Origin of the sequence: Philodulcilactobacillus myokonensis (genome assembly GCF_027923585.1) — a bacterium.
In the GTDB taxonomy this organism is placed as follows: Bacteria; Bacillota; Bacilli; order Lactobacillales; family Lactobacillaceae; genus Philodulcilactobacillus; species Philodulcilactobacillus myokonensis.
The window spans coordinates 216,229-234,944 of the sequence record NZ_BRPL01000004.1 but is presented as its reverse complement, the minus strand read 5'-3'; the positions used below and the strand labels follow the sequence as shown (position 1 = coordinate 234,944).

Sequence of the window (18,716 nt, the reverse complement as noted above, 5' to 3'; positions counted from 1 at the left end):
ATATTATACCACCATGATCAAAAGATCGATGCCATTTATTCCAATACTGATCCTAGTAAAACAACTATGATCAAGAACATTCTTCAGGGAGCAACCACTAAATATACCCTTACTATCCTGGGGAAAACGATTAAAAAAATTAGTCTAGCCAATATTACGATGCAAAATAAATTAATGAATCAGCAGCAAGCCACCATTTTAAAAAATAATCCTAAAATGGCTCAAAAAATAAAACAGCAAACTCCAAAAATTAATAATCAAAGCATTAGTAATCCAACCGTTCATAATCATTATATTTATGGTGATTCCAACTCCACCTACTTTAATAAAATCATTCCAGTCTTGATTGGATTCTTTGTTTTTATGTTTGTTTTCTTAATTTCCGGGATTTCACTATTAAAAGAAAGAACATCTGGAACTTTAGATCGAATGTTAGCAACTCCCGTTAAAAGATCAGAAATCATTTTTGGATACATGATTAGTTATGGCATTTTAGCAATTGTTCAATCCATTGTAATCGTCTTCTTTGCCATTTGGGTTATGAACGTTCAAGTTGTCGGCAGTATTTTCAGTATGATTATTATTAACGTTCTCTTAGCATTAGTTGCATTGACAATTGGATTATTACTATCAACACTTACTACTTCAGATTTTCAAATGATGCAATTCATTCCAGTAATTGTTGTTCCTCAGCTTTTATTTTCCGGATTAGTTTCATTAGATTCGATGGGCAAATGGGTGCAAGATATCACATATATTTTCCCACTTCGCTACGCTGGTGATGCCCTAAATGGAATCGTTATGAGTGGTGAAAGTCTTGGACATTTTGGTGGCGATATCATTGCATTACTAATTTTCATCATTATCTTTACGGTTGCAAACGTGCTTTCATTAAAACGATACCGAAAAGTCTAATTTAAACATTTTAAATTAAGCATCCCCGATTAATTTCAAGGATGCTTTTTTTATTGAAAATTTTGAAATTAAGATGTATATTATATACTAATTAAATTTAAATTAAAATTAAATGAAAGTAGCGATAATAATGAGAATTGGAATTACAGCAGATGTTAATTTTGGACCACAAAAAAGTGCTCGAATGTATAAGGCAAATATGGTCCAGCACGTTTTAATTGATTTATTGAGTAAACATAATATTGTTCCGGTCATGTTACCGGTTGTCAAACCACAGATGGCAAAGCGATTACTTAAATTAGTTGATGGGATCATTTTAACCGGTGGACCTGATGTTGCCCCTAATTTATATCATGAGGAACCAATTGAAACCAATAGTATTTCATACCAACCCCGTGATGATTTTGAAATTAGTTTAATTAAAGCAGCTGTTAAAAACCATAAGCCAATTTTAGGACTTTGCAGGGGAATTCAAGCAATTAACGTTGCCCTTGGCGGTACGTTATATCAAGATTTAAAACGTGAATTTCATCCCATTAATAATCAACCATTGATTAACCATTCGCAAAATGAAGAAGTCTTTCAAGAAACCCATCACGTATTGATTGATCAAAACAGTAAATTGTTTCAAAGCATCGGTGAAAAGGCATTAGTGAACTCAAGGCATCATCAAGCAGTTAAAGACTTAGGTGAAGGGTTAAAAATTACTGCTACGGCTCCCGATGGTGTGATTGAGGGAATTGAAAATGCAGATGCTTCTGTTCAAGGCGTTCAATGGCATCCCGAATATTTATGGAAAGAAGACATGAAAGAAGAAAAACTATTTACGGACTTTTTCAATCGAGTTGGTGATGACTATGATTAATAACAGGAAACAAATCGGTTTTACAAGTATGGTCTTACTAGGCATTAACGCCATCATTGCTTCAGGAATTTTCTTGCTCCCGGCTTCCGGTTTTAAAGATTTCGGTCCTGCTAGTATTTTAGTCCTTATTTTTGATGCACTTTTGGCAATCAGTATTGGACTATGCTTTGCTGAATGTGCAAGTATGTTTGGTGAATCGGGTGGTGCTTACGTTTACGCTAATAAAGCGTTTGGTCACTTTATCGGCTATGAAGTGGGTTTAGCTACGTTTATCATTAGGACAATTGCGGAAGCTGTAATCTACGTGGCATTCACAACCACCCTAAGTGGCGTTTTTCCAAGCCTAAATAATAGTTTCGCTAAAAATGTTATTATTACGATTTGTGTTGTGCTGATGATCTTTATTAATGTGAATGGTATCAAATTGACATCGATTTTTAATAATGTCATCACTGTCGGAAAACTCCTCCCGATTATTCTATTAATTGTCATCGGTATTTTCTTTATCCATTCCGCTAACTTTACACCGTTTTTTGTTCCTAAATTAACTAATATGGGTGGTTTTTCCAACACGACGATCCTTCTATTCTACATTTTTACTGGTTTTGAAGGCCTTGTTATCACCGCTCAGGACATGAAAAATGTTAAGAAAAATTTACCAAGAGCATTAATTCTATCAATGTTAATTATCACTATCATTTATATTTTAGTAATGGTGGTATGTATTGGAATTTTAGGAAGTAAACTTTCTGGTACATCCATCCCACTTCAAATGGCATTTACTAAAATTGTTGGTAAATGGGGTGGTGTTCTAGTATTGATTGGATTATTGATTTCGTTGTTCGGATCAATTTCTGCTTCAACTTTCATTACACCAAGATCAATGGTCGCATTATCTGATCATGGATCATTGCCAAAAATCTTTTCAAAAATGAATCGAAAGAATGAACCATACGTTGCAATTATCGCATCCAATATTATTGCACTATTAATTGCATTTTCAGGAACATACACTGAATTAGTTAAAATAAGTGTTGTGGCAAGGTTTGCACAATACATTCCAACCTGTTTAGCAGTCATTGTCTTTAGAAAAACAATGCCACATGCCAAACGTAATTTTAAATTAGCATTTGGATACACAATTCCAATCATTGCATTGGTTGTATCCGCATGGTTGTTGATTAAAACCGACGTAAGTGAACTGATTTGCGGATTAGGTGCATTAGTCATTGCCGCACCATTTTATCTATTAACAAAAACTTATCGTAATGCTCAAAAGTAATTAAAAAACTACCTCATTAATATGGGGTAGTTTTTAGTTTTAAAATGGATTATTTTTTAGTAACTTAGCATAAAAACTAATTTTTTTAATCGTTTGGTTAAGTTTATCCTGATAATAATCACCGGATTTAGCGCCATCTAAAATTGAACCATTTTGATTAAAATTATCCTGAACGTTTCCAATCGCAACGTTTTGTGGGATGATAAAAGCATTTAAACGGAACAGAACGGCATTTAATTCAATTCCGCCGAATTGACCACCACGGCTATTATTAGCGTAGGTAATCGTCTGCACTACTTTGCCACTAATTTGATCTGCTAAATAATCAATTGCGTTTTTTAATACTGCTGGAAAAGAGTGATTATATTCAGGAGTTAAAAATACATAGCCATCCGCTTTTTGCATGTCGTCTAACCATTTTTGTTGTCTTTCAGGAAGTGAACGGTTTTTATTTTGCATTGGTGGGACTGCTTCATAAAAGAAGGGCAAATGATATTCACCAATTTCAATGAAATTTAAATTAATTTGATCCTCCTTTTCGTACTTTTGTTGATTTAATTTTAAGTAATTCAATAGATTCTTGCCAAGCGATGTTTTTCTTGAGCTTCCTAAAATGATGTTAATTGTTGTCATTTGGATTTTCCTTTTTATTTAAACGGATTAAAGAAGCGTCCGCCATCAATTTTCATGAACCAAACTCCAAGTAAAACAATCAAAATCGCAAGTACAATTGTTAAGTAATCATTGCGACTAAATTTTCTTGCCATGTACCAAGTTCGTTTTTTATTTTTACCAAAGCGTCTTAATTCCATGGCTTGACTAATAACTTGGATCTTATCTAAACTAGATAAAATGAGAGGAATTAAAATTTGTGAAACTCCTTTGATTCTGGTCATGAATTTTCCCTTTTTGGATAGTTCATAACCACGGGCTTGTTGAGCCATACTGATTTCTTGATAGTCCCTTTGAACATCTGGAATATAACGAAGGGCTAATGAAACAGCATAACTTAGGCGGTACGAAACGCCAATGTGGTTTAAACTAGACGAAAATTCACTTGGATTAGTAGTGATTAAAAATACCAATGAAATCGGGACGGTAACTAAATATTTTAATGCCAAGTTTAATTCGTAAAACAACTGTTCCTTCGTTAAAGTGAAGTAACCCAAATGAAGAATAATATGCTGCGTCCCATATAGATAAGCACCGTGTCCAGGAGAAAAAATATAGACGGTAATCAAATTTAGGCAAGCAAAAATCAAAATTAATTTTACAATCAAACGAACCTGGCTCCATTTAATTTGTGACTGATAAAGAATAATTAGGGAGAGAATTAGAACCAGTGTAATAAATCGGACATCATAACTAATCATGGCAATAATTGACACTAAAATAAAAAATAACAATTTACTGGTCCCGGTTAATTGATGAACCCAGGTATTATTATGATCATATCCAAAAATATTATTGTCCATTGTCGTTCTCCCTTTCCTTGGTAATCAAAGTATTAGTTAACTTGATTGGATCAATATGAAATCGTTTAGCTAAAATACTGAGACTTGTTTTTCTAAGGTGACTTGCTAATAAAAGCTGATCGTCATTTAGAACTTTTTCAGGAGCAGCATCTTTCATAATGTTCTGATTGCCCAAAACAATCGTTCGATTAGAATATTCAGTCATTAAATACATATCGTGAGTAATAAAGATCATTGTTAAATGACGTTCTTGATTCAGTTTTCTTAAGAATTGCATAATTTCATTGTAGTGATAATAGTCTTGGCCAGCAGTGGGCTCGTCTAAAATTAAAAGTTCCGGATTGAGCACTAAAATACTAGCGATTGTTAATCGTTTCTTTTGCCCGTAACTTAATGCGGAAACCGGCCAATTTCTAAATTCATATAATTTACATACCTTCAATGCTTGCTTAACTTTAGCATCAATTTGTGATTTTGGATAATGACGAAGTTTTAAACCTAATGCAATTTCATCCCTAATCATGACCTGACTAATCATTTTATCCGGATCTTGCATAATATATCCAATGTGATCAGCACGTTCCTTAATTGATAAATTAGATAAATTACGATGATTAAAAATGATTTTACCATGATTGGGTTTAATGAAACCGGCAATCAATTTACTGAGTGTGGATTTACCAACACCATTTTTACCAACCAAAGAAATCATATCACCTTTATAAATGGTTAGATTCAAATGTTTAAAAATGGGGTGGTGATTGTAAGCAAAGCTAAGATCATTAATTTTTAAAATCGGGTCGGTTGATTGATTTAATCTTTTAGTTGCCTGATTTAAATTCAATTGATGCAATTTATCATTGACATGATTACCATTAACTAAATTAACTGAATCAATATTACTTAGTGAATTAAAATCGACGCCAGCCAATTTCAAAGCATCAAGATAAAGCGGATTCCTTAATCCATAATTCTTTAAAATATCACGTTTCAATAAATTATCAGGAGTGAAACTACCAACAATCTTTCCATCATCCATTAAAACAACTCGATCAACATCTTGGGTTAAAACTTCTTCAATTCGATGTTCAATGATTATAACCGTATTACGTAAATGCTTATGAATATCGTCTAGTAATTGAATTGAACGCAGACCAGCAGCTGGATCTAAAGCAGCTAAGGGTTCATCAAGAAGTAAAATTGGGGACTCATCAACTAAGACCCCCGCTAAACTAGTTCGCTGTTTCTGACCACCTGATAGACTATTGGGTGATTGTTTCAATAATTGATGAATGTGTAAATAATCTGACCAAGCTTTAACCTTTTTTCGCATGGTTACATTATCAGTACAGTCATTTTCCATTCCAAATGCGATATCTTCGGCAACAGTTAAACCAACGAATTGATCATTAGAATCCTGAAGCATACTACTAACGTTTAACGATTGGTCAAAAATGGACATATCTTTCACATCATGGCCGTTTACCAAAATCGTGCCTTGAATTTCACCTTTAATATTTTCAGGAATAATTCCATTAATTAAATTACCTAATGTTGATTTTCCAGAACCAGATGGTCCCACAATCAATACCTTTTCACCTTGATCAATGGTTAAACTAACATGTTTTAGGGTGGGTTCAGATTGACTGTTATATTTGAATGTAACGTTTTTAAATTCAATCATTGCCTTATTTTTCATTATTCCTTTTTAAGGCTTCCTTTCTTAACTTTAGAAGAAGCATAGACAACTAATAAAATCGTGCCAATGATTCCGGTTGAAAGACTATTAGAAATTGCTGATACAATTCCCTGTAAATAAACTTTGTTGGCAGGTTCTGAATAAATTAGGACATCACCGGTGGGAGCAATTAACAACCATCCAATGACATTAATGATGACTTGATAAATGTTATAGATGATTAGTTTCTTTTTACCAAAGCGACCTTCTTCTGGTTTCATATACTTCTTTAAAAAGCCTAAAGCAAAACCGACTAAACCGGTTGTGAATACCCACGTCCACCATGGCGCACCAAATTGTGTAAAATCTGATAGGGCATGGCCAAAGAAGCCGACGAAGAAACCAACGACGGGGCCAAATAAAACAGCAATAAAACCTAAGAACCCGTAGGATGTATCAATATTTGTATTCGGAATCCCCGTTGGAATTGAGACCCATCTCTTTAATAAAAACAAAATCGCCGTTCCAATCCCAATGGCAACGACACTCTGAACACTTAGTTTCTTTTTATTCATCTTCAATTTCCTCCCATAATATTAACAATCAATAGGTAATGTTAATTAAAATTATATTGGCGCTTCTTAATTAAATCAAGTTCAATATATAATGTAGATTTTTATTTTTTCCCGTGAAATTTCTCGGCGTCTCTTTGTTCCAATGAATTATAGAAAATTTTAAACATTGATTTTTTATCTTTTGGTAGTGATTCATAATAGGCATCTAAAGCAATATCAAAGCCTTCCTTTTGATTTTTAGCATCGCCAATTAAAACCATTGCCTGCAATTTATTTTTGGCATGATTACCAATACTTAGGGTTGAATTGTATTCAACTTTTTTTAATTTATTTTTCTTAGAACTTTGATTTAATTTCTTATCCAAGTCTGAAATATGGGCGCTACGTTTTGGTTTAACATCAGCATGTTTATTGCGATTTGAATTTAATAAACTACTCATTGGTTTCAATCTCCTTAATTCGTCTCAACATTTCATTAGTTACTAGTTTGTACAAATGTAAAACGCGTTTGTCATACATCGTTTTATCAGTGATACCGGTAATCGGAAAACGTTTAATCCGTTGCATATAGTGAATTGTATTTTTAAACAAATTTTCTTTTCCAAATTTTTTAATGGCATTTTCTAATGTTAATTTATCTACTGGTGCTCTGCCTTGCATTAGAACGGGTAAAATTCCGACTAAATCTAATCGTGGTGCCTTATATTTGTCAATGACATAATCCTGTAAATAATCAATGAATGCCCTTGCACCGTCGAAACTATCCTTATGGGTTTGCATTACAATCAAGCAGTAATCACTCATGTAGAGAGCACTATCTGTAAATAATGACATGACCGTTGGTGGGGTATCTAAAATAATGTAATCATAATTATTTCGGAACGGATCAAACATCTGCTGAAGATATTTAACACGCTCTGTATAATCATGGATTTTTTCCATGAATCTTGGATACATTGCAAAGTCAGGTGCGGAAGCAAGTAAGTCTAAGTGGGGATCAATGCTAATTAATGACTTAGATAAATTATTATCTTCAACTGATCGCATTAACGACTGATCAAAAGTAGCAATTTTACCATCAATATTTGCCTTGGTTTTCAATAACATGTTAGTTGCATTTCCCTGTGGATCTAAATCCGCAATTAATGTTCTGTGACCCATTCTTGATAATGTATATGCAATCAATGTCGCGTTGGTTGTTTTACCAACACCACCTTTAAAATTACCAAAAGTAATGGTAGTTGTCATAGTGTTATTTCTCCTTGTAAAAAAATTTAAAAATAAATTAATTGATAAAATATCATGTAATTACGTTATCATGTCATCATAGTATCATATTATTACGTAGTTGTGTAGTTACGTTATCACGTTAATATGTAGTTACGTAGTTACGTTATCATGTTATTACGTTATTTTGAAAAAATTAATGCTTTGAAACGTTGATATAATAGCATTCTTATTTTAACTAAATTACGTTATCATGTAGTTACGTTATCATGTTATCACGTTAATATGTAATTATGTCATCATGTTATCATGTTATTACGTAATCATGCTATTACGTAGTTACGTTATCATGCTTATATCCATTTTTATCTTCCCTTCCTGCTGTTGACACTTTTTTTAAACCATGCTATTATTCAAACATAAACAAAAAAGCCACACAGTGTGACAACTGCATGGCTTAAGTAAATAGTTCTTTTAAAATCAATTTGGATAATTAAAATCCAATCAAAATAAAAATAAAAGTTAATAATAAAAAAAGAGAGTTATCAATGTAATAGTTTGGCGACTTCTCATTGATAACTTACCCGTTAGTATACATTTGTATTATCATTCAAATACTATGATAAAATAAATTAGCCAAAATTGCAATACATATACTAACGGATTGGAAATTTTTCCAATCTTTTTTGTTACTAACTAAACAAGGGGAGTAACAAAAATGGAACAATTTGTCAAAATGAGTAAATCCGTTTTAGAGAATAATGAAATGAACAGTAATGAAAAGATCATCTTTTCATTACTTTATGATCGAATGAAATCATCTGCTAAAAGGCCTAATTTCTATGATAAAAAAATGAATCACTACTATGTCATCTATACAATTAATGAAATGGCAAAATATTTAAAATTAAGCCGTAATACAGTTATTAATGCATATAAAAACTTAGAAGCATTAGGTTATATTATTAAAAAGAAACAGTTCAACGGTCCTTCTAAAATTTTTATTCCTAGTTTTAAAGACGAAAGTTTAGAATCTAAACCATCTGAAGTTAAAAATTCAAACTCTAATCAGAATAATTTTAATCATAAAAATAAATATACAAGTGATACATTAGTCACCGAACAGATTAAGAAACAAAAAATTTCCAATCAATTTAAAGATGATAATTTAGATGCATTAGGAAACGCATTAAAAGAAAAGGGTGGCTTATCAAAGCGAGTCATTAGTGTTATTAAACGATATTCGTTTGGAAGTAAGCGAAAACTTTATCAATATGCTAGTTTAATTTTCAAAGCTAAAAAAGTTGGATACAATCAAGCAATATCATATAATCAGACCAATCCAAATAACTATGCTGCTTTTAGGTTTGAAACGAACGAATATTTGCAAGAACAGTTTGAATTTAAATTAAAGGATATTATTATCAACGCTCGTGATAAAGCAATTAATTTCTACGGATATATTTTTAGTTCACTCGTAGATTGGTTTACAACTAAAGCAGATCAATTTTTGCAGGAAAATGGTCCTAAAATTGATCTTAAAAATAGTCGCATCCCAATTTTTAAAATTGGCGGTAACAATTAGAATTAGATTACTTAGATTTTCTAACAGCATCAATTAATGCATACCTAAATCCATGTTGCTCTAAAGTATTTACCCCTTTAATTGTTGTCCCACCTGGTGACGTAACTTTATCTTTTAATTGGCTTGGGGTTTGGTTGGATTGAAATGCTAACTATCCACTTCCGGAAACCATACTGGCAATTGCTTGATACGCGGTATTTCTGTTAATTCCATTTTCAACTGCTGCATCGCCTAAAGCATCCATGAGAACATCAATAAAGGCTGGGCCACATCCACAAATAGTGCCTAAAACAGATAAATTATTTTCTTTAACGGGAATAATATTGCCTAAAATTGATAATATTTTGATTACTTGGGGTTTTGAATCAGATCCTAAATCTGAAAAACAAGTTGGCAATGTACCAGCGTTAACTGAAACCGGTGTGTTCGGAATCAATGTAACAATTTGATTGGATGGTAAAGTATTTTTAAGATCCTTAATCGTAATTCCAGCAGCTGCAGATATAATAATTGAATTTTGGTTAATAACCTGGTGCTTATTAAAATATTTGATAACAATGTTGGCTGGTAGAGTAACAAAAATTACGTCTAATTGAGCTGAATTATCTTCATTTAATTCAGTTGCAAAGTGGAATTGATATTTTTTACGAAGTGCACTTACACGATCGTTTTGATGGTTAACTACCCAGATTTGATTGTGGTTATACTTGTGTAATAAACCTTGTAAAATTGCGGTTCCCATATTACCTAAACCGATGATCCCGATATTCATTTTTAATTTCTCCTTTATTTAATAATTATATTCATTATAACAAAATAAATTTATTAAATAGTTATAGTATTTTAATATTAAAGTACTTTAATATTAAAATACTAAATTTAAGAAAATTAATATAATATAAAAAATCAATGTATAATTTTGATACATTGACTCTTTTTTAGTTTGTGATCGAACGGTGATTTGCAACATCTTGAGCCTCATACTCATTTAAAAGCCTTTCACCGGTTGTTTCATCGGAAATATATCCGCGAACACGAATAATTGAAATTTGAATATAAACAATTTCATTATTTAAACGTGATGGTAAATCATTTTCATTGGTAATTTCAAACATAATATTCTGATTTACCCATACATATCGATGACCGTTGTGGTCGACAGAAGGCGCTAACATGGCTTTTAGATATTTATAATGATCTTCATAATTAACTTTGTTTACACCACTAATAAATTTAGCCTTGCCAACAACGTGGGTAGCAACAACGGGAACTAAACTATTAATCAAATGGTTAGTTCTTTTGACCATTACATCCAATCCACTGTTAATATGAACGTATTGTGTTTTTAGCCTTTGGCCAGTAATAAATCCTCCCTGAACCTTATTTAAGATTGGTTTAATTGAATTAAGTTTGTCTAAACATGTTGGAACACGTGGGGGATTAGCCGGTGCCAATAATACACCATCTTCGCTTTGATCTCCATTTTGGGGTAGAATAACAATCATTTTAACCCGTTGGCCAATATGGTAGATATCACAACACCTTAAACTGTAGAATCGTCGTTTTTTTTCATAATGATCTTTCTTTTTACGATAACCATAAATATAACGATTAGGCATGAAGATACTGGCATTATGATATGTGACCCACATGCCAATCCGCGGATTAATGCATCTAACGCGTCCGATTAAATAAAGTTTCTTTCCGACAGCATTAAATTTTTTAGTATCATTGATTAAAAAATTAATATTATCATCAATGGTTGGCCGATGCTGAACAATAATAACAGGCTTAGAATTACCATTTTGATTAATTTTAGATACAATGAAAGCGTCCCAATGACCAATTGGCATATCCAATTTATTATACATTCGACTTTGATAAAATAAATCTTTAACACTACATATAAAAATGATGGGCTCATTTTTCACTTCAAGGGGATTGGAAATAAATCCGTACTGTTGGGTTAAAATGTACACCTTTCTCTTATTATCAAACCCGCTAACGAATAGATGAATGATTCCCTTTTGAAATGGATTTAAATTAAAATTGTTTCGGTTCTTTTTAAATTTTAGTTTTGCATTTCTGAAATAATTTAAATTTTTAAAATCATTATAATGATAACCTTGATTATCATCATGATTGTATCGAACTATTCCAATCACATTTGACGGAATCTTACTTTTGACAACTTGCTTGCGCTTTGTCTTGATTATTTTGTGTTCATCATGTTTATTGAGCATAATAAAAGACCTCTTTAATTAATAAAACATAATTAATAAAATCATTTATATTAAATGTATTATAATATATTTATAGATAATAATCATGTTATATTAATCGAATTTAGGTTAATATATAAATGGTTACTAAATTTAGTTTCATTTATCAATATTTAATGAAAGGATGTCAATCATGATTGCAGTAAATGTTAGAATCACAATTGATCCAAGCAAACGAGCAGCATATTTGAAATTTATTGATAATTTAGTTAATAAATCTCTGAAAGATAAGGGCAATTTAGCTTATGGACATTATCAAGATGTTAACAATGAAAATAATTATTTGATCTTAGAACATTGGGATAATCAAAAGGATTTAGATGCCCATCTAAAGACCCCACACTTAATTAACTTTAAGAATCATATTAATGACTATACGACTAAAGATCCTGAACTATTATTTTTAAATCAAAATAAATAGTTAATAATAAAATAAACCTCTGAAGTGGAATTCAATTACTTACTTCAGAGGTTTTATTTTATTATTTTCACTATCTATAAACCATCCCACCATCAACTAAAATTGATTGGCCGGTAATATAATTAGAATCTTTGCTGGCAAGAAAAGATACAAGGTTAGAAACATCAGATGGATTGGAAAGGCGTCCTAATGAAATGCTCTTTGCAAATTGTTGCATCCCCCATTCTTCCGATTTACCAGCATTCTTAGCAACGTTTTTCGCAATATCATCCATCATCGGTGTTTTGACGATTCCTGGACAATATGCGTTGACGGTGATGTTATCTTCAGCTAGTTCCTTAGAAGTGGTCTGGGTAATTCCGCGAATGGCAAATTTAGTTGCTCCATAAACGGTTAGGTTCGGATTTCCTTCCTGACCGGCTTGTGACGAACCATTGATAATCTTGCCACCGTGATTTAATAACTTGAAAGCTTTAATGGCTGCTTGAGTGCCCCAAATAACACCACCAACATTGATTTGAAATGTTGATTCTAATTCGTTTGGGGTAACATTTTCGATTGGATCAGTTGGGGCAACCCCAGCATTATTAACTAACACGTTGAAATCACCAAAGTGATCCTGAGTTTCTTTAACGGCATTAAACACTTCGTCACGTTTAGAAACGTCCGCTTTGATGGCAAATGAATCGCCACCATTATTTTTAATTTCTTTTGCGACAGCTTGGACTTTATCTAAATGACGTCCTAGGAGTGCAACTGCAAATCCATCATGAGACAATCTTTCAGCAATTGATTTTCCAATTCCTTGCCCAGCACCTGTAATTAAAGCGACTTGTTGTTTTGTCATTATGAATAACCTTCTTCATTATTTTTATTCATTATATCATGTTTTATGAAAGCGGTATCATAAAATGCTTCCAAATATTATTTTAATTTTACATGTAAGCAAACATTACTTATATGAGTCGAATTTGTTTATTAAATTAAAATTAAATGATATTATAATGACAATTATTACCAAAATGTAATGATAATTAACATATAGTTGAAAAAGGAAGGATTCAAATGCCATCGACGTTGATAACTGCGATTATACCGATTATTTTTACAATTGGATTAGGATACTTTTCTGGAATCCATAATCATTTTAATGATGATTCCAGTAATACGATCATTAGTTTGGTCATGACGTATGCCTTGCCCTTAAGTTTATTCAGTGGGTTAATTTCAATGAATCGTAAATTACTATTACATTCTTTGCCGATGGCGTTATGGCTTGGATTAGGGATGCTTGGTAGTTTCATAATCTTAATTATCATTAATTTAATTACAATCAAAAAATTAGATTTATCAGTATTAAGAGCATTATCAATTGCGTGTCCATCCGTTCCATTTATGGGTACTTCAGTCTTAGCTTTAATTTTTGGATTATCCAATAGCGCATTTTTGGTTGGCATCTGTAGTATTTATATTAATTTAGTTCAAGTCCCGGTTAGTGTCTTAATGCTTTCGATGGCTAAAGAAGACCATAATCATGATAGTATGAAACAATTTTTAATGGCGTTTAGTAAACCGTTAGTCTGGGCACCCATCATTGCATTTGTTTTAAATCTTTCTGGATTTCAACTAGCTCCTAAATATTTACCCATCTTTAATTTACTCGGTCAATCGGCAGGGGGCTTAGCTATTTTTACCGTTGGAATTACACTATTTAATCAAAAATTCTCATTATCAATGCCAATGATCATGAACGTTCTGCAAAAGAATATTGGGTTACCACTAGTCATCTGGATTTTAATGATTATCTTTAAAGCTCCCGTTCCGTTTCAACAAATGGTAATTGTCACACTTGCAATTCCAACGGCAACGATGCCGACCATGTTAGGAGTCCAATACCATGTTCATGAAGAAGAAATGGCATCAACACAATTACTAAGTACAGTTTTGTCAGTTTTAACCATGTTTGTATTCATGGTTTTGCTTAAAGTTAGTTAATTAATAAATTCTTTTAAAAGTTAGACAATTGAAAAAGATATGTATAGAATGATGTCGAGTTCAATAAAATTGAACTTAGTAGCTATATCAATATGAGTCCACCAATAATTGATGGGCTCTTTTTTACAGTCTGATTAAATTTTCCTCTAATGTTTTTGTTTTTAATCTAATTATAATATAATAAAAATAGTACTATAAATACATTCGGTGTTTACGAGGTGATATTGTCATGGGATCTATAATTACAATCTATATCGGAATCTTTATCATTTGTATATTATTTGGAACTTCTTTAACATATTATGATATTAATAAACAAAATCATTCTAAAAACGTTAGCAAAATGAATGTAATTTTAAAAAGCTTTCCGCATGGATTTAAAATTGGATTGATCATGATTATTGTAATCATTGTCCTTTCAGTTATTTTTAGCTTGATTTTTAATCAAAGTACGATCATGTATTAAATGAAGCAATATAAAAGACACTGATTTTTAATTAATCAGTGTCTTTTTCTATCAGTTAAAAATTAACGGAATTAAATCAACGCCAACGCAAATAATCCAAATAATGAACGCAATCCAGAAATATCTTAATTTAATTGGGGCTAATGCTGGGTAGCGTTTCTTATCTCTGAAATATTGATATAGAAAAATAAGCCAGGCGATGATGGAAACTAGTTTAATAAATCCCACGATTGCTAATACTAATTCAATTGTCAAATTATGAACTCCTTAAATTATTATTTTATTGTTTTTCCTGAATATATTTAAAAGCCTGTTGGCCTGCTTGGCGTCCAAAAATAACCGTTTCGGCAATGGAATTACCACCAATCCGGTTATCACCATGCAATCCACCAGCAACTTCACCACTAGCGAAGAGACCTTTAACTGGTTGTTCTTGATGATTAAGAACCTGGGTTAAGTGGTTAACTTTAATGCCACCCATGGTATAGTGAACGGCCGGTGCAATGTGAATAGCAAAGTAAGGTCCTCGATCGATGCCACGATCCATCCCAGTAGTCCGATGAAATTTAGCATCCCGATGATTTTTAACGTCTTGATTCCATTCGTTAATGGTCTGATTTAATTTGTCTGAATCAACATTAATATGATGGGCCAATTCAGCGATATCATTTCCGTGAATTACTAAGCCAATTGAATCATAAAAATCAATGGCTTTAGCATGGTTGCGAATTCCTTGATCAAGAATTAAATAGGCGTGTTTATCACTGAGTTGATTAATGGCATGGGTAACATTCTTTCTGGTGTCCAGTTCATTCACAAATCGTTGACCATTTTGATTGACCAGAATCGCACCTTCACCACGAATGGCCTCACCAATCAAGAAGGCATGGGGTGTATCCTGTTGAACGGTCGGGTGAACTTGAATTTTGCTCATGTCGACTAAATCAGCACCTACACCGGTTGCTAATTTCAAACCATCGCCAGTTGCCCCGGATTGGTTCGTTGTTTTGTAATGAACTAAATCTTTTCGGTATTTGCCGATGATTTCCTTGCTGGCACCGAAACCACCAGTGGCTAAAATGACGGCTTTCGAATGAATAGTTTGTTTACCATGTTCTTTAAAATCAGCCTCTACCCCGTCAATTCGTGCATGATCCTGAAGTAATTTTTTAACCCGGACATTGTTAAAAACGGGGATGTGATCCTTTTCAATGATTTTTAAAAAGTTAGTAATTAGAAATGCACCAATCGGAGCCGTTGAACTTGGTCGGTGGGTCCTTTTAGTATGCATCCCACCGGTAATCGTTAAATCATCCAAGTGGATGCCATGATCGGCTAACCAGTCGATTGAAAGGGCGGCATGGGTGGTAAAGTAGTGCAATAAATCCTTGTTGTTCTGCTTATCACCGCCGATAAACGTATCCTGATAAAATGCTTCATAGCTATCAATAATGTGGTGCTTTAATTGAACGTTTGTTTCAGCAGCGTTCATACCAGAAGATGCGCGGGTTGAATTGCCACCCAATTTTGCCATTTTTTCTAAAACAATGGGGTGTAGCCCTAACTCATGAGCTTGAATGGCACTGACTAAACCGGTTGAACCCGATCCAATAATGATTAAATCGTAATGATCCTTTAACTGATTGAAATCAGTCGGATGAAAAATATATTTTGGCATCATTAAGCCACCTTTTTTAAATTTAAATTACATAATTTTCTTAATAACGGCATCAAAAATTTTGGTTGGTAAGACATCCTTCATTAAAATCATACTGCGGGCGCCACTGCCAACTAAATAACGAGCCTTTGGATTTCTCCTATCAATTGCTTTATTAATGGCTTCAGCTACCACTGATGGTTCTGATAGTAGGTTAGAAGAATAGACCTTCTTCATCCGTTTAGCAACCTTGAATGCTTGCTTATGGTATGGACCATTTTCTTCGGCCCTCATTAAATGATTGGCAGCCGTGACTCCCCAGGGAGTTTTAATCCCACCGGGTTCAACTAATACCACTTGGATATTAAATGGGGCCATTTCCATTCTTAAAGCATCACTAAATGCTTCCAAAGCGTATTTAGTAGCGTGGTACCAAGCTCCCATATAAGTAACGACTCTTCCACCAACAGAAGAAATATTAATAATTTTACCACTTTTTTGATGGCGCATAATTGGTAAGACGGCTTTAGTTAAACGAGCGACCCCAAATAAATTCACTTCAAATTGCTTTTTGACTTCTGACATAGGAACATTTTCAATCGTTCCATACGAACCATACCCGGCATTGTTAATTAAAACATCTAACCGACTTTGATCGGCAATAACTTCTTGAACACCCCGATTAATATCATCAGGATTAGTGACATCCATTTTCATTGGGATAATTCCGGATTGCTTTAATTTAGGAAAATGGTCATAACTGCGGGTGGTTCCATAGACAGTGTGACCAGCTCTGACTAATCTTTTCGCAGTTGCGAAACCAATACCACCACTTGCTCCAGTGATCAAAATAACTTTCAAACTTAACACCTCACATTTAATTTAATTAAGATTTCAACATTAGTTTTATCTTATCATTTTAAATCAAGATAATTAAATATCTTTACGTCATTTTTACGTTGTTTTTACCTGAAAGTAAAACTAGCTTGTTATTCTAATGGTGGATTTTGAGAATCCACTACTAAGAAGGTGATTACTGATGAAGACTAAGAAACAAGACACTGATTTAATGTCGACACTATTACTTTCGTTACCTGCACCCGTGATTAATTATCCAATTGGAACTGCTAATGATGATAAACAAATTCAACAATATGAAAATAAGTATTCGTATGATGCCGTGAAACAAAGGATTAGTACGATAAGAGATGTTCGGTTAAAGTTGAAAATCATTGACCATGCCATCTTGTATAATTATTGGCACAAACCAAACTTTGAGAAGACTCAAAATCAAGGAGTAACTTCTTCAGATAATCGTGTTGATTTAATTCGACTTTACCAAGCGGCTTTAAAATTTCATCCATATGATGCTAAATACTTGTTAGGATTAGCTTCGATTGAGCGCATATCTGGAAACAATGATCGATCGACTAACTTAGTTCGGATTACCCTAAAGCATAACCACAACGATTATCAAGCACTCGTTAGTTTAGCCGTTGTTGCCAAATTACACCACAAAATTCATAAATATCAACATTTAATTCATCGTTTGACTAGAATTAATAAGGGGAAGGCAGTTCAATTTAGGAAGACTTTAGAGATTGTTCATGATGGTTTGACGATGTCATTAAATCACCGTTTCGATTTAGTAAACCAAGCTGATCAGCAACATCATTTCATTGTCATTTTAGGCTTTGTTTTGACGCCTGATGGCCGAATTAAAAAAACGTTGGTTCAGCGGTTAGAGGCTGGATTGAAACTTGCTAAACAACTTCCGCAAACTAGAATCATTGTAAGTGGTGGTAAACTACCCCAAGAACCGACAGCAGAATCGAAAGTGATGAAGAAGTGGCTGATTCACCATGGCATTCAAGGCAGAAGAATTATTGCTGAAACAAAGTCCTTAGACACCACCCAAAATACATTGAATTCAATGGCAATTTTGAGACGGTGCCGGGCTAAGTCGGTGACCTTAGTTTCAAGTGCATCCCACATGCAGCGGGCTTACATCCTTTTTAAGAATGCCCAATTGAATTCACATAGTGATTACCATTTGGATTACTACGTTGCCGCTGACTCTGATCAGGAATTTAAACCAATTCAACCGCAGGATATTAGAACCAATAAGGCAATTAGTGATGCTCTGCGAATCAATGGATACTGGGTATTGCCGCAGATTCAGAGATAGTAATTAACTTTTAACAATGTAAGCTTATGATTATGTTATTTAATTTGATAAGTTTTATAATAAGTTATAAACTTATTATAAATTTTTGAAGGGTAGTTTTTATTT

The 18,716-nt window shown here is 33.0% G+C and carries 19 protein-coding genes and 1 pseudogene; 8 read left to right on the top strand and 12 right to left on the bottom strand.

Features of this window, described 5'->3' with window-relative positions; translation table 11 throughout:
- The 3 genes from WR164_RS08390 to WR164_RS08380 form a co-directional block, all read left to right on the top strand.
- Nucleotides 1-915: ABC transporter permease (locus WR164_RS08390; protein ID WP_286137169.1), on the top strand; the 915-nt coding region annotated here is incomplete at its 5' end.
- A 130-nt stretch (nucleotides 916-1,045) separates the two neighbouring features.
- Complete coding sequence (locus WR164_RS08385) at nucleotides 1,046-1,780, top strand: gamma-glutamyl-gamma-aminobutyrate hydrolase family protein (RefSeq protein ID WP_286137168.1); 735 nt, start codon at nucleotides 1,046-1,048, stop codon at nucleotides 1,778-1,780.
- Complete coding sequence (locus tag WR164_RS08380; RefSeq protein WP_286137167.1) at nucleotides 1,773-3,062, top strand: APC family permease; 1,290 nt, start codon at nucleotides 1,773-1,775, stop codon at nucleotides 3,060-3,062. The genes WR164_RS08385 and WR164_RS08380 overlap by 8 nt, the downstream gene beginning before the upstream one ends.
- A gap of 39 nt (nucleotides 3,063-3,101) precedes the next feature.
- Here WR164_RS08380 and WR164_RS08375 read toward each other — a convergent pair whose 3' ends face one another.
- The 6 genes from WR164_RS08375 to WR164_RS08350 form a co-directional block, all read right to left on the bottom strand.
- On the bottom strand, nucleotides 3,102-3,695 hold the full coding sequence (locus tag WR164_RS08375) for an NADPH-dependent FMN reductase (RefSeq protein WP_286137165.1): 594 nt from the start codon (nucleotides 3,693-3,695) through the stop codon (nucleotides 3,102-3,104).
- A gap of 14 nt (nucleotides 3,696-3,709) precedes the next feature.
- On the bottom strand, nucleotides 3,710-4,537 hold the full coding sequence (locus WR164_RS08370; RefSeq protein ID WP_286137164.1) for an energy-coupling factor transporter transmembrane component T family protein: 828 nt from the start codon (nucleotides 4,535-4,537) through the stop codon (nucleotides 3,710-3,712).
- Entirely contained in the window at nucleotides 4,527-6,236 is a 1,710-nt protein-coding gene (locus WR164_RS08365) for an ABC transporter ATP-binding protein (protein ID WP_286137163.1), read from the bottom strand. Before WR164_RS08365 ends, WR164_RS08370 begins: the two co-directional genes overlap by 11 nt.
- Complete coding sequence (locus WR164_RS08360) at nucleotides 6,236-6,790, bottom strand: ECF-type riboflavin transporter substrate-binding protein (protein WP_286137162.1); 555 nt, start codon at nucleotides 6,788-6,790, stop codon at nucleotides 6,236-6,238. The genes WR164_RS08365 and WR164_RS08360 overlap by 1 nt, the downstream gene beginning before the upstream one ends.
- A gap of 101 nt (nucleotides 6,791-6,891) precedes the next feature.
- Nucleotides 6,892-7,230 carry a DUF5388 domain-containing protein gene (locus WR164_RS08355; protein ID WP_286137161.1) on the bottom strand — a complete coding sequence of 113 codons (339 nt, stop codon included), beginning with the start codon at nucleotides 7,228-7,230 and terminating at the stop codon, nucleotides 6,892-6,894.
- Entirely contained in the window at nucleotides 7,223-8,038 is an 816-nt protein-coding gene (locus WR164_RS08350; RefSeq protein ID WP_286137160.1) for a ParA family protein, read from the bottom strand. Before WR164_RS08350 ends, WR164_RS08355 begins: the two co-directional genes overlap by 8 nt.
- A 697-nt stretch (nucleotides 8,039-8,735) precedes the next feature.
- Here WR164_RS08350 and WR164_RS08345 point away from each other — a divergent pair.
- The gene (locus WR164_RS08345) at nucleotides 8,736-9,602 is read left to right on the top strand and encodes a replication initiator protein A (protein ID WP_286137159.1); all 867 of its coding nucleotides are present in this window, start codon (nucleotides 8,736-8,738) and stop codon (nucleotides 9,600-9,602) included.
- A 7-nt stretch (nucleotides 9,603-9,609) separates the two neighbouring features.
- On the opposite strand, the pseudogene proC reads toward WR164_RS08345, so the two are convergent.
- A pseudogene (gene proC / locus WR164_RS08340) lies at nucleotides 9,610-10,374 on the bottom strand (pyrroline-5-carboxylate reductase).
- A 166-nt stretch (nucleotides 10,375-10,540) separates the two neighbouring features.
- Nucleotides 10,541-11,845: a hypothetical protein gene (locus WR164_RS08335; protein ID WP_286137158.1), complete on the bottom strand. Its 1,305-nt coding sequence runs from the start codon at nucleotides 11,843-11,845 to the stop codon at nucleotides 10,541-10,543.
- A 172-nt stretch (nucleotides 11,846-12,017) separates the two neighbouring features.
- Here WR164_RS08335 and WR164_RS08330 point away from each other — a divergent pair, with 172 nt between their 5' ends.
- Complete coding sequence (locus WR164_RS08330; RefSeq protein ID WP_286137156.1) at nucleotides 12,018-12,305, top strand: putative quinol monooxygenase; 288 nt, start codon at nucleotides 12,018-12,020, stop codon at nucleotides 12,303-12,305.
- A 70-nt stretch (nucleotides 12,306-12,375) separates the two neighbouring features.
- On the opposite strand, the gene WR164_RS08325 is transcribed toward WR164_RS08330, so the two are convergent.
- Entirely contained in the window at nucleotides 12,376-13,152 is a 777-nt protein-coding gene (locus WR164_RS08325; protein WP_286137155.1) for a (S)-acetoin forming diacetyl reductase, read from the bottom strand.
- 218 nt (nucleotides 13,153-13,370) lie between these two features.
- On the opposite strand from WR164_RS08325, the gene WR164_RS08320 reads away from it, so the two are divergent.
- Together WR164_RS08320 and WR164_RS08315 are read left to right on the top strand one after the other, a co-directional pair.
- A complete protein-coding gene (locus WR164_RS08320; protein ID WP_286137154.1) occupies nucleotides 13,371-14,300 on the top strand; it encodes an AEC family transporter in 930 nt (309 codons plus the stop codon).
- A 229-nt stretch (nucleotides 14,301-14,529) separates the two neighbouring features.
- Complete coding sequence (locus WR164_RS08315; RefSeq protein ID WP_286137153.1) at nucleotides 14,530-14,766, top strand: hypothetical protein; 237 nt, start codon at nucleotides 14,530-14,532, stop codon at nucleotides 14,764-14,766.
- A gap of 51 nt (nucleotides 14,767-14,817) precedes the next feature.
- Here WR164_RS08315 and WR164_RS08310 read toward each other — a convergent pair whose 3' ends face one another.
- Genes WR164_RS08310 through WR164_RS08300 form a run of 3 tightly spaced genes read right to left on the bottom strand, consistent with a single transcriptional unit; the run spans nucleotide 14,818 to nucleotide 17,284 of the window.
- Nucleotides 14,818-15,021: a hypothetical protein gene (locus tag WR164_RS08310; RefSeq protein WP_286137152.1), complete on the bottom strand. Its 204-nt coding sequence runs from the start codon at nucleotides 15,019-15,021 to the stop codon at nucleotides 14,818-14,820.
- 25 nt (nucleotides 15,022-15,046) lie between these two features.
- A complete protein-coding gene (locus tag WR164_RS08305) occupies nucleotides 15,047-16,447 on the bottom strand; it encodes a flavocytochrome c (RefSeq protein ID WP_373876929.1) in 1,401 nt (466 codons plus the stop codon).
- Between the two features lie 24 nt (nucleotides 16,448-16,471).
- Nucleotides 16,472-17,284: an oxidoreductase gene (locus tag WR164_RS08300; RefSeq protein ID WP_286137150.1), complete on the bottom strand. Its 813-nt coding sequence runs from the start codon at nucleotides 17,282-17,284 to the stop codon at nucleotides 16,472-16,474.
- A 178-nt stretch (nucleotides 17,285-17,462) separates the two neighbouring features.
- On the opposite strand from WR164_RS08300, the gene WR164_RS08295 reads away from it, so the two are divergent.
- Nucleotides 17,463-18,611, top strand: coding sequence for a YdcF family protein (locus WR164_RS08295; RefSeq protein WP_286137149.1), 1,149 nt, complete (start codon nucleotides 17,463-17,465; stop codon nucleotides 18,609-18,611).
- Nucleotides 18,612-18,716 lie beyond the last annotated feature (105 nt).

Coding starts and splice junctions, on each gene's coding strand:
- WR164_RS08350 (WP_286137160.1), bottom strand. CDS start 8,038: ATGACAACTACCATTACTTTTGGTAATTTTAAAGGTGGTGTTGGTAAA.
- WR164_RS08320 (WP_286137154.1), top strand. CDS start 13,371: ATGCCATCGACGTTGATAACTGCGATTATACCGATTATTTTTACAATT.
- WR164_RS08370 (WP_286137164.1), bottom strand. CDS start 4,537: ATGGACAATAATATTTTTGGATATGATCATAATAATACCTGGGTTCAT.
- WR164_RS08345 (WP_286137159.1), top strand. CDS start 8,736: ATGGAACAATTTGTCAAAATGAGTAAATCCGTTTTAGAGAATAATGAA.
- WR164_RS08330 (WP_286137156.1), top strand. CDS start 12,018: ATGATTGCAGTAAATGTTAGAATCACAATTGATCCAAGCAAACGAGCA.
- WR164_RS08360 (WP_286137162.1), bottom strand. CDS start 6,790: ATGAATAAAAAGAAACTAAGTGTTCAGAGTGTCGTTGCCATTGGGATT.
- WR164_RS08335 (WP_286137158.1), bottom strand. CDS start 11,845: ATGCTCAATAAACATGATGAACACAAAATAATCAAGACAAAGCGCAAG.
- WR164_RS08315 (WP_286137153.1), top strand. CDS start 14,530: ATGGGATCTATAATTACAATCTATATCGGAATCTTTATCATTTGTATA.
- WR164_RS08295 (WP_286137149.1), top strand. CDS start 17,463: ATGAAGACTAAGAAACAAGACACTGATTTAATGTCGACACTATTACTT.
- WR164_RS08325 (WP_286137155.1), bottom strand. CDS start 13,152: ATGACAAAACAACAAGTCGCTTTAATTACAGGTGCTGGGCAAGGAATT.
- WR164_RS08305 (WP_373876929.1), bottom strand. CDS start 16,447: ATGATGCCAAAATATATTTTTCATCCGACTGATTTCAATCAGTTAAAG.
- WR164_RS08385 (WP_286137168.1), top strand. CDS start 1,046: ATGAGAATTGGAATTACAGCAGATGTTAATTTTGGACCACAAAAAAGT.
- WR164_RS08380 (WP_286137167.1), top strand. CDS start 1,773: ATGATTAATAACAGGAAACAAATCGGTTTTACAAGTATGGTCTTACTA.
- WR164_RS08375 (WP_286137165.1), bottom strand. CDS start 3,695: ATGACAACAATTAACATCATTTTAGGAAGCTCAAGAAAAACATCGCTT.
- WR164_RS08365 (WP_286137163.1), bottom strand. CDS start 6,236: ATGAAAAATAAGGCAATGATTGAATTTAAAAACGTTACATTCAAATAT.
- WR164_RS08355 (WP_286137161.1), bottom strand. CDS start 7,230: ATGAGTAGTTTATTAAATTCAAATCGCAATAAACATGCTGATGTTAAA.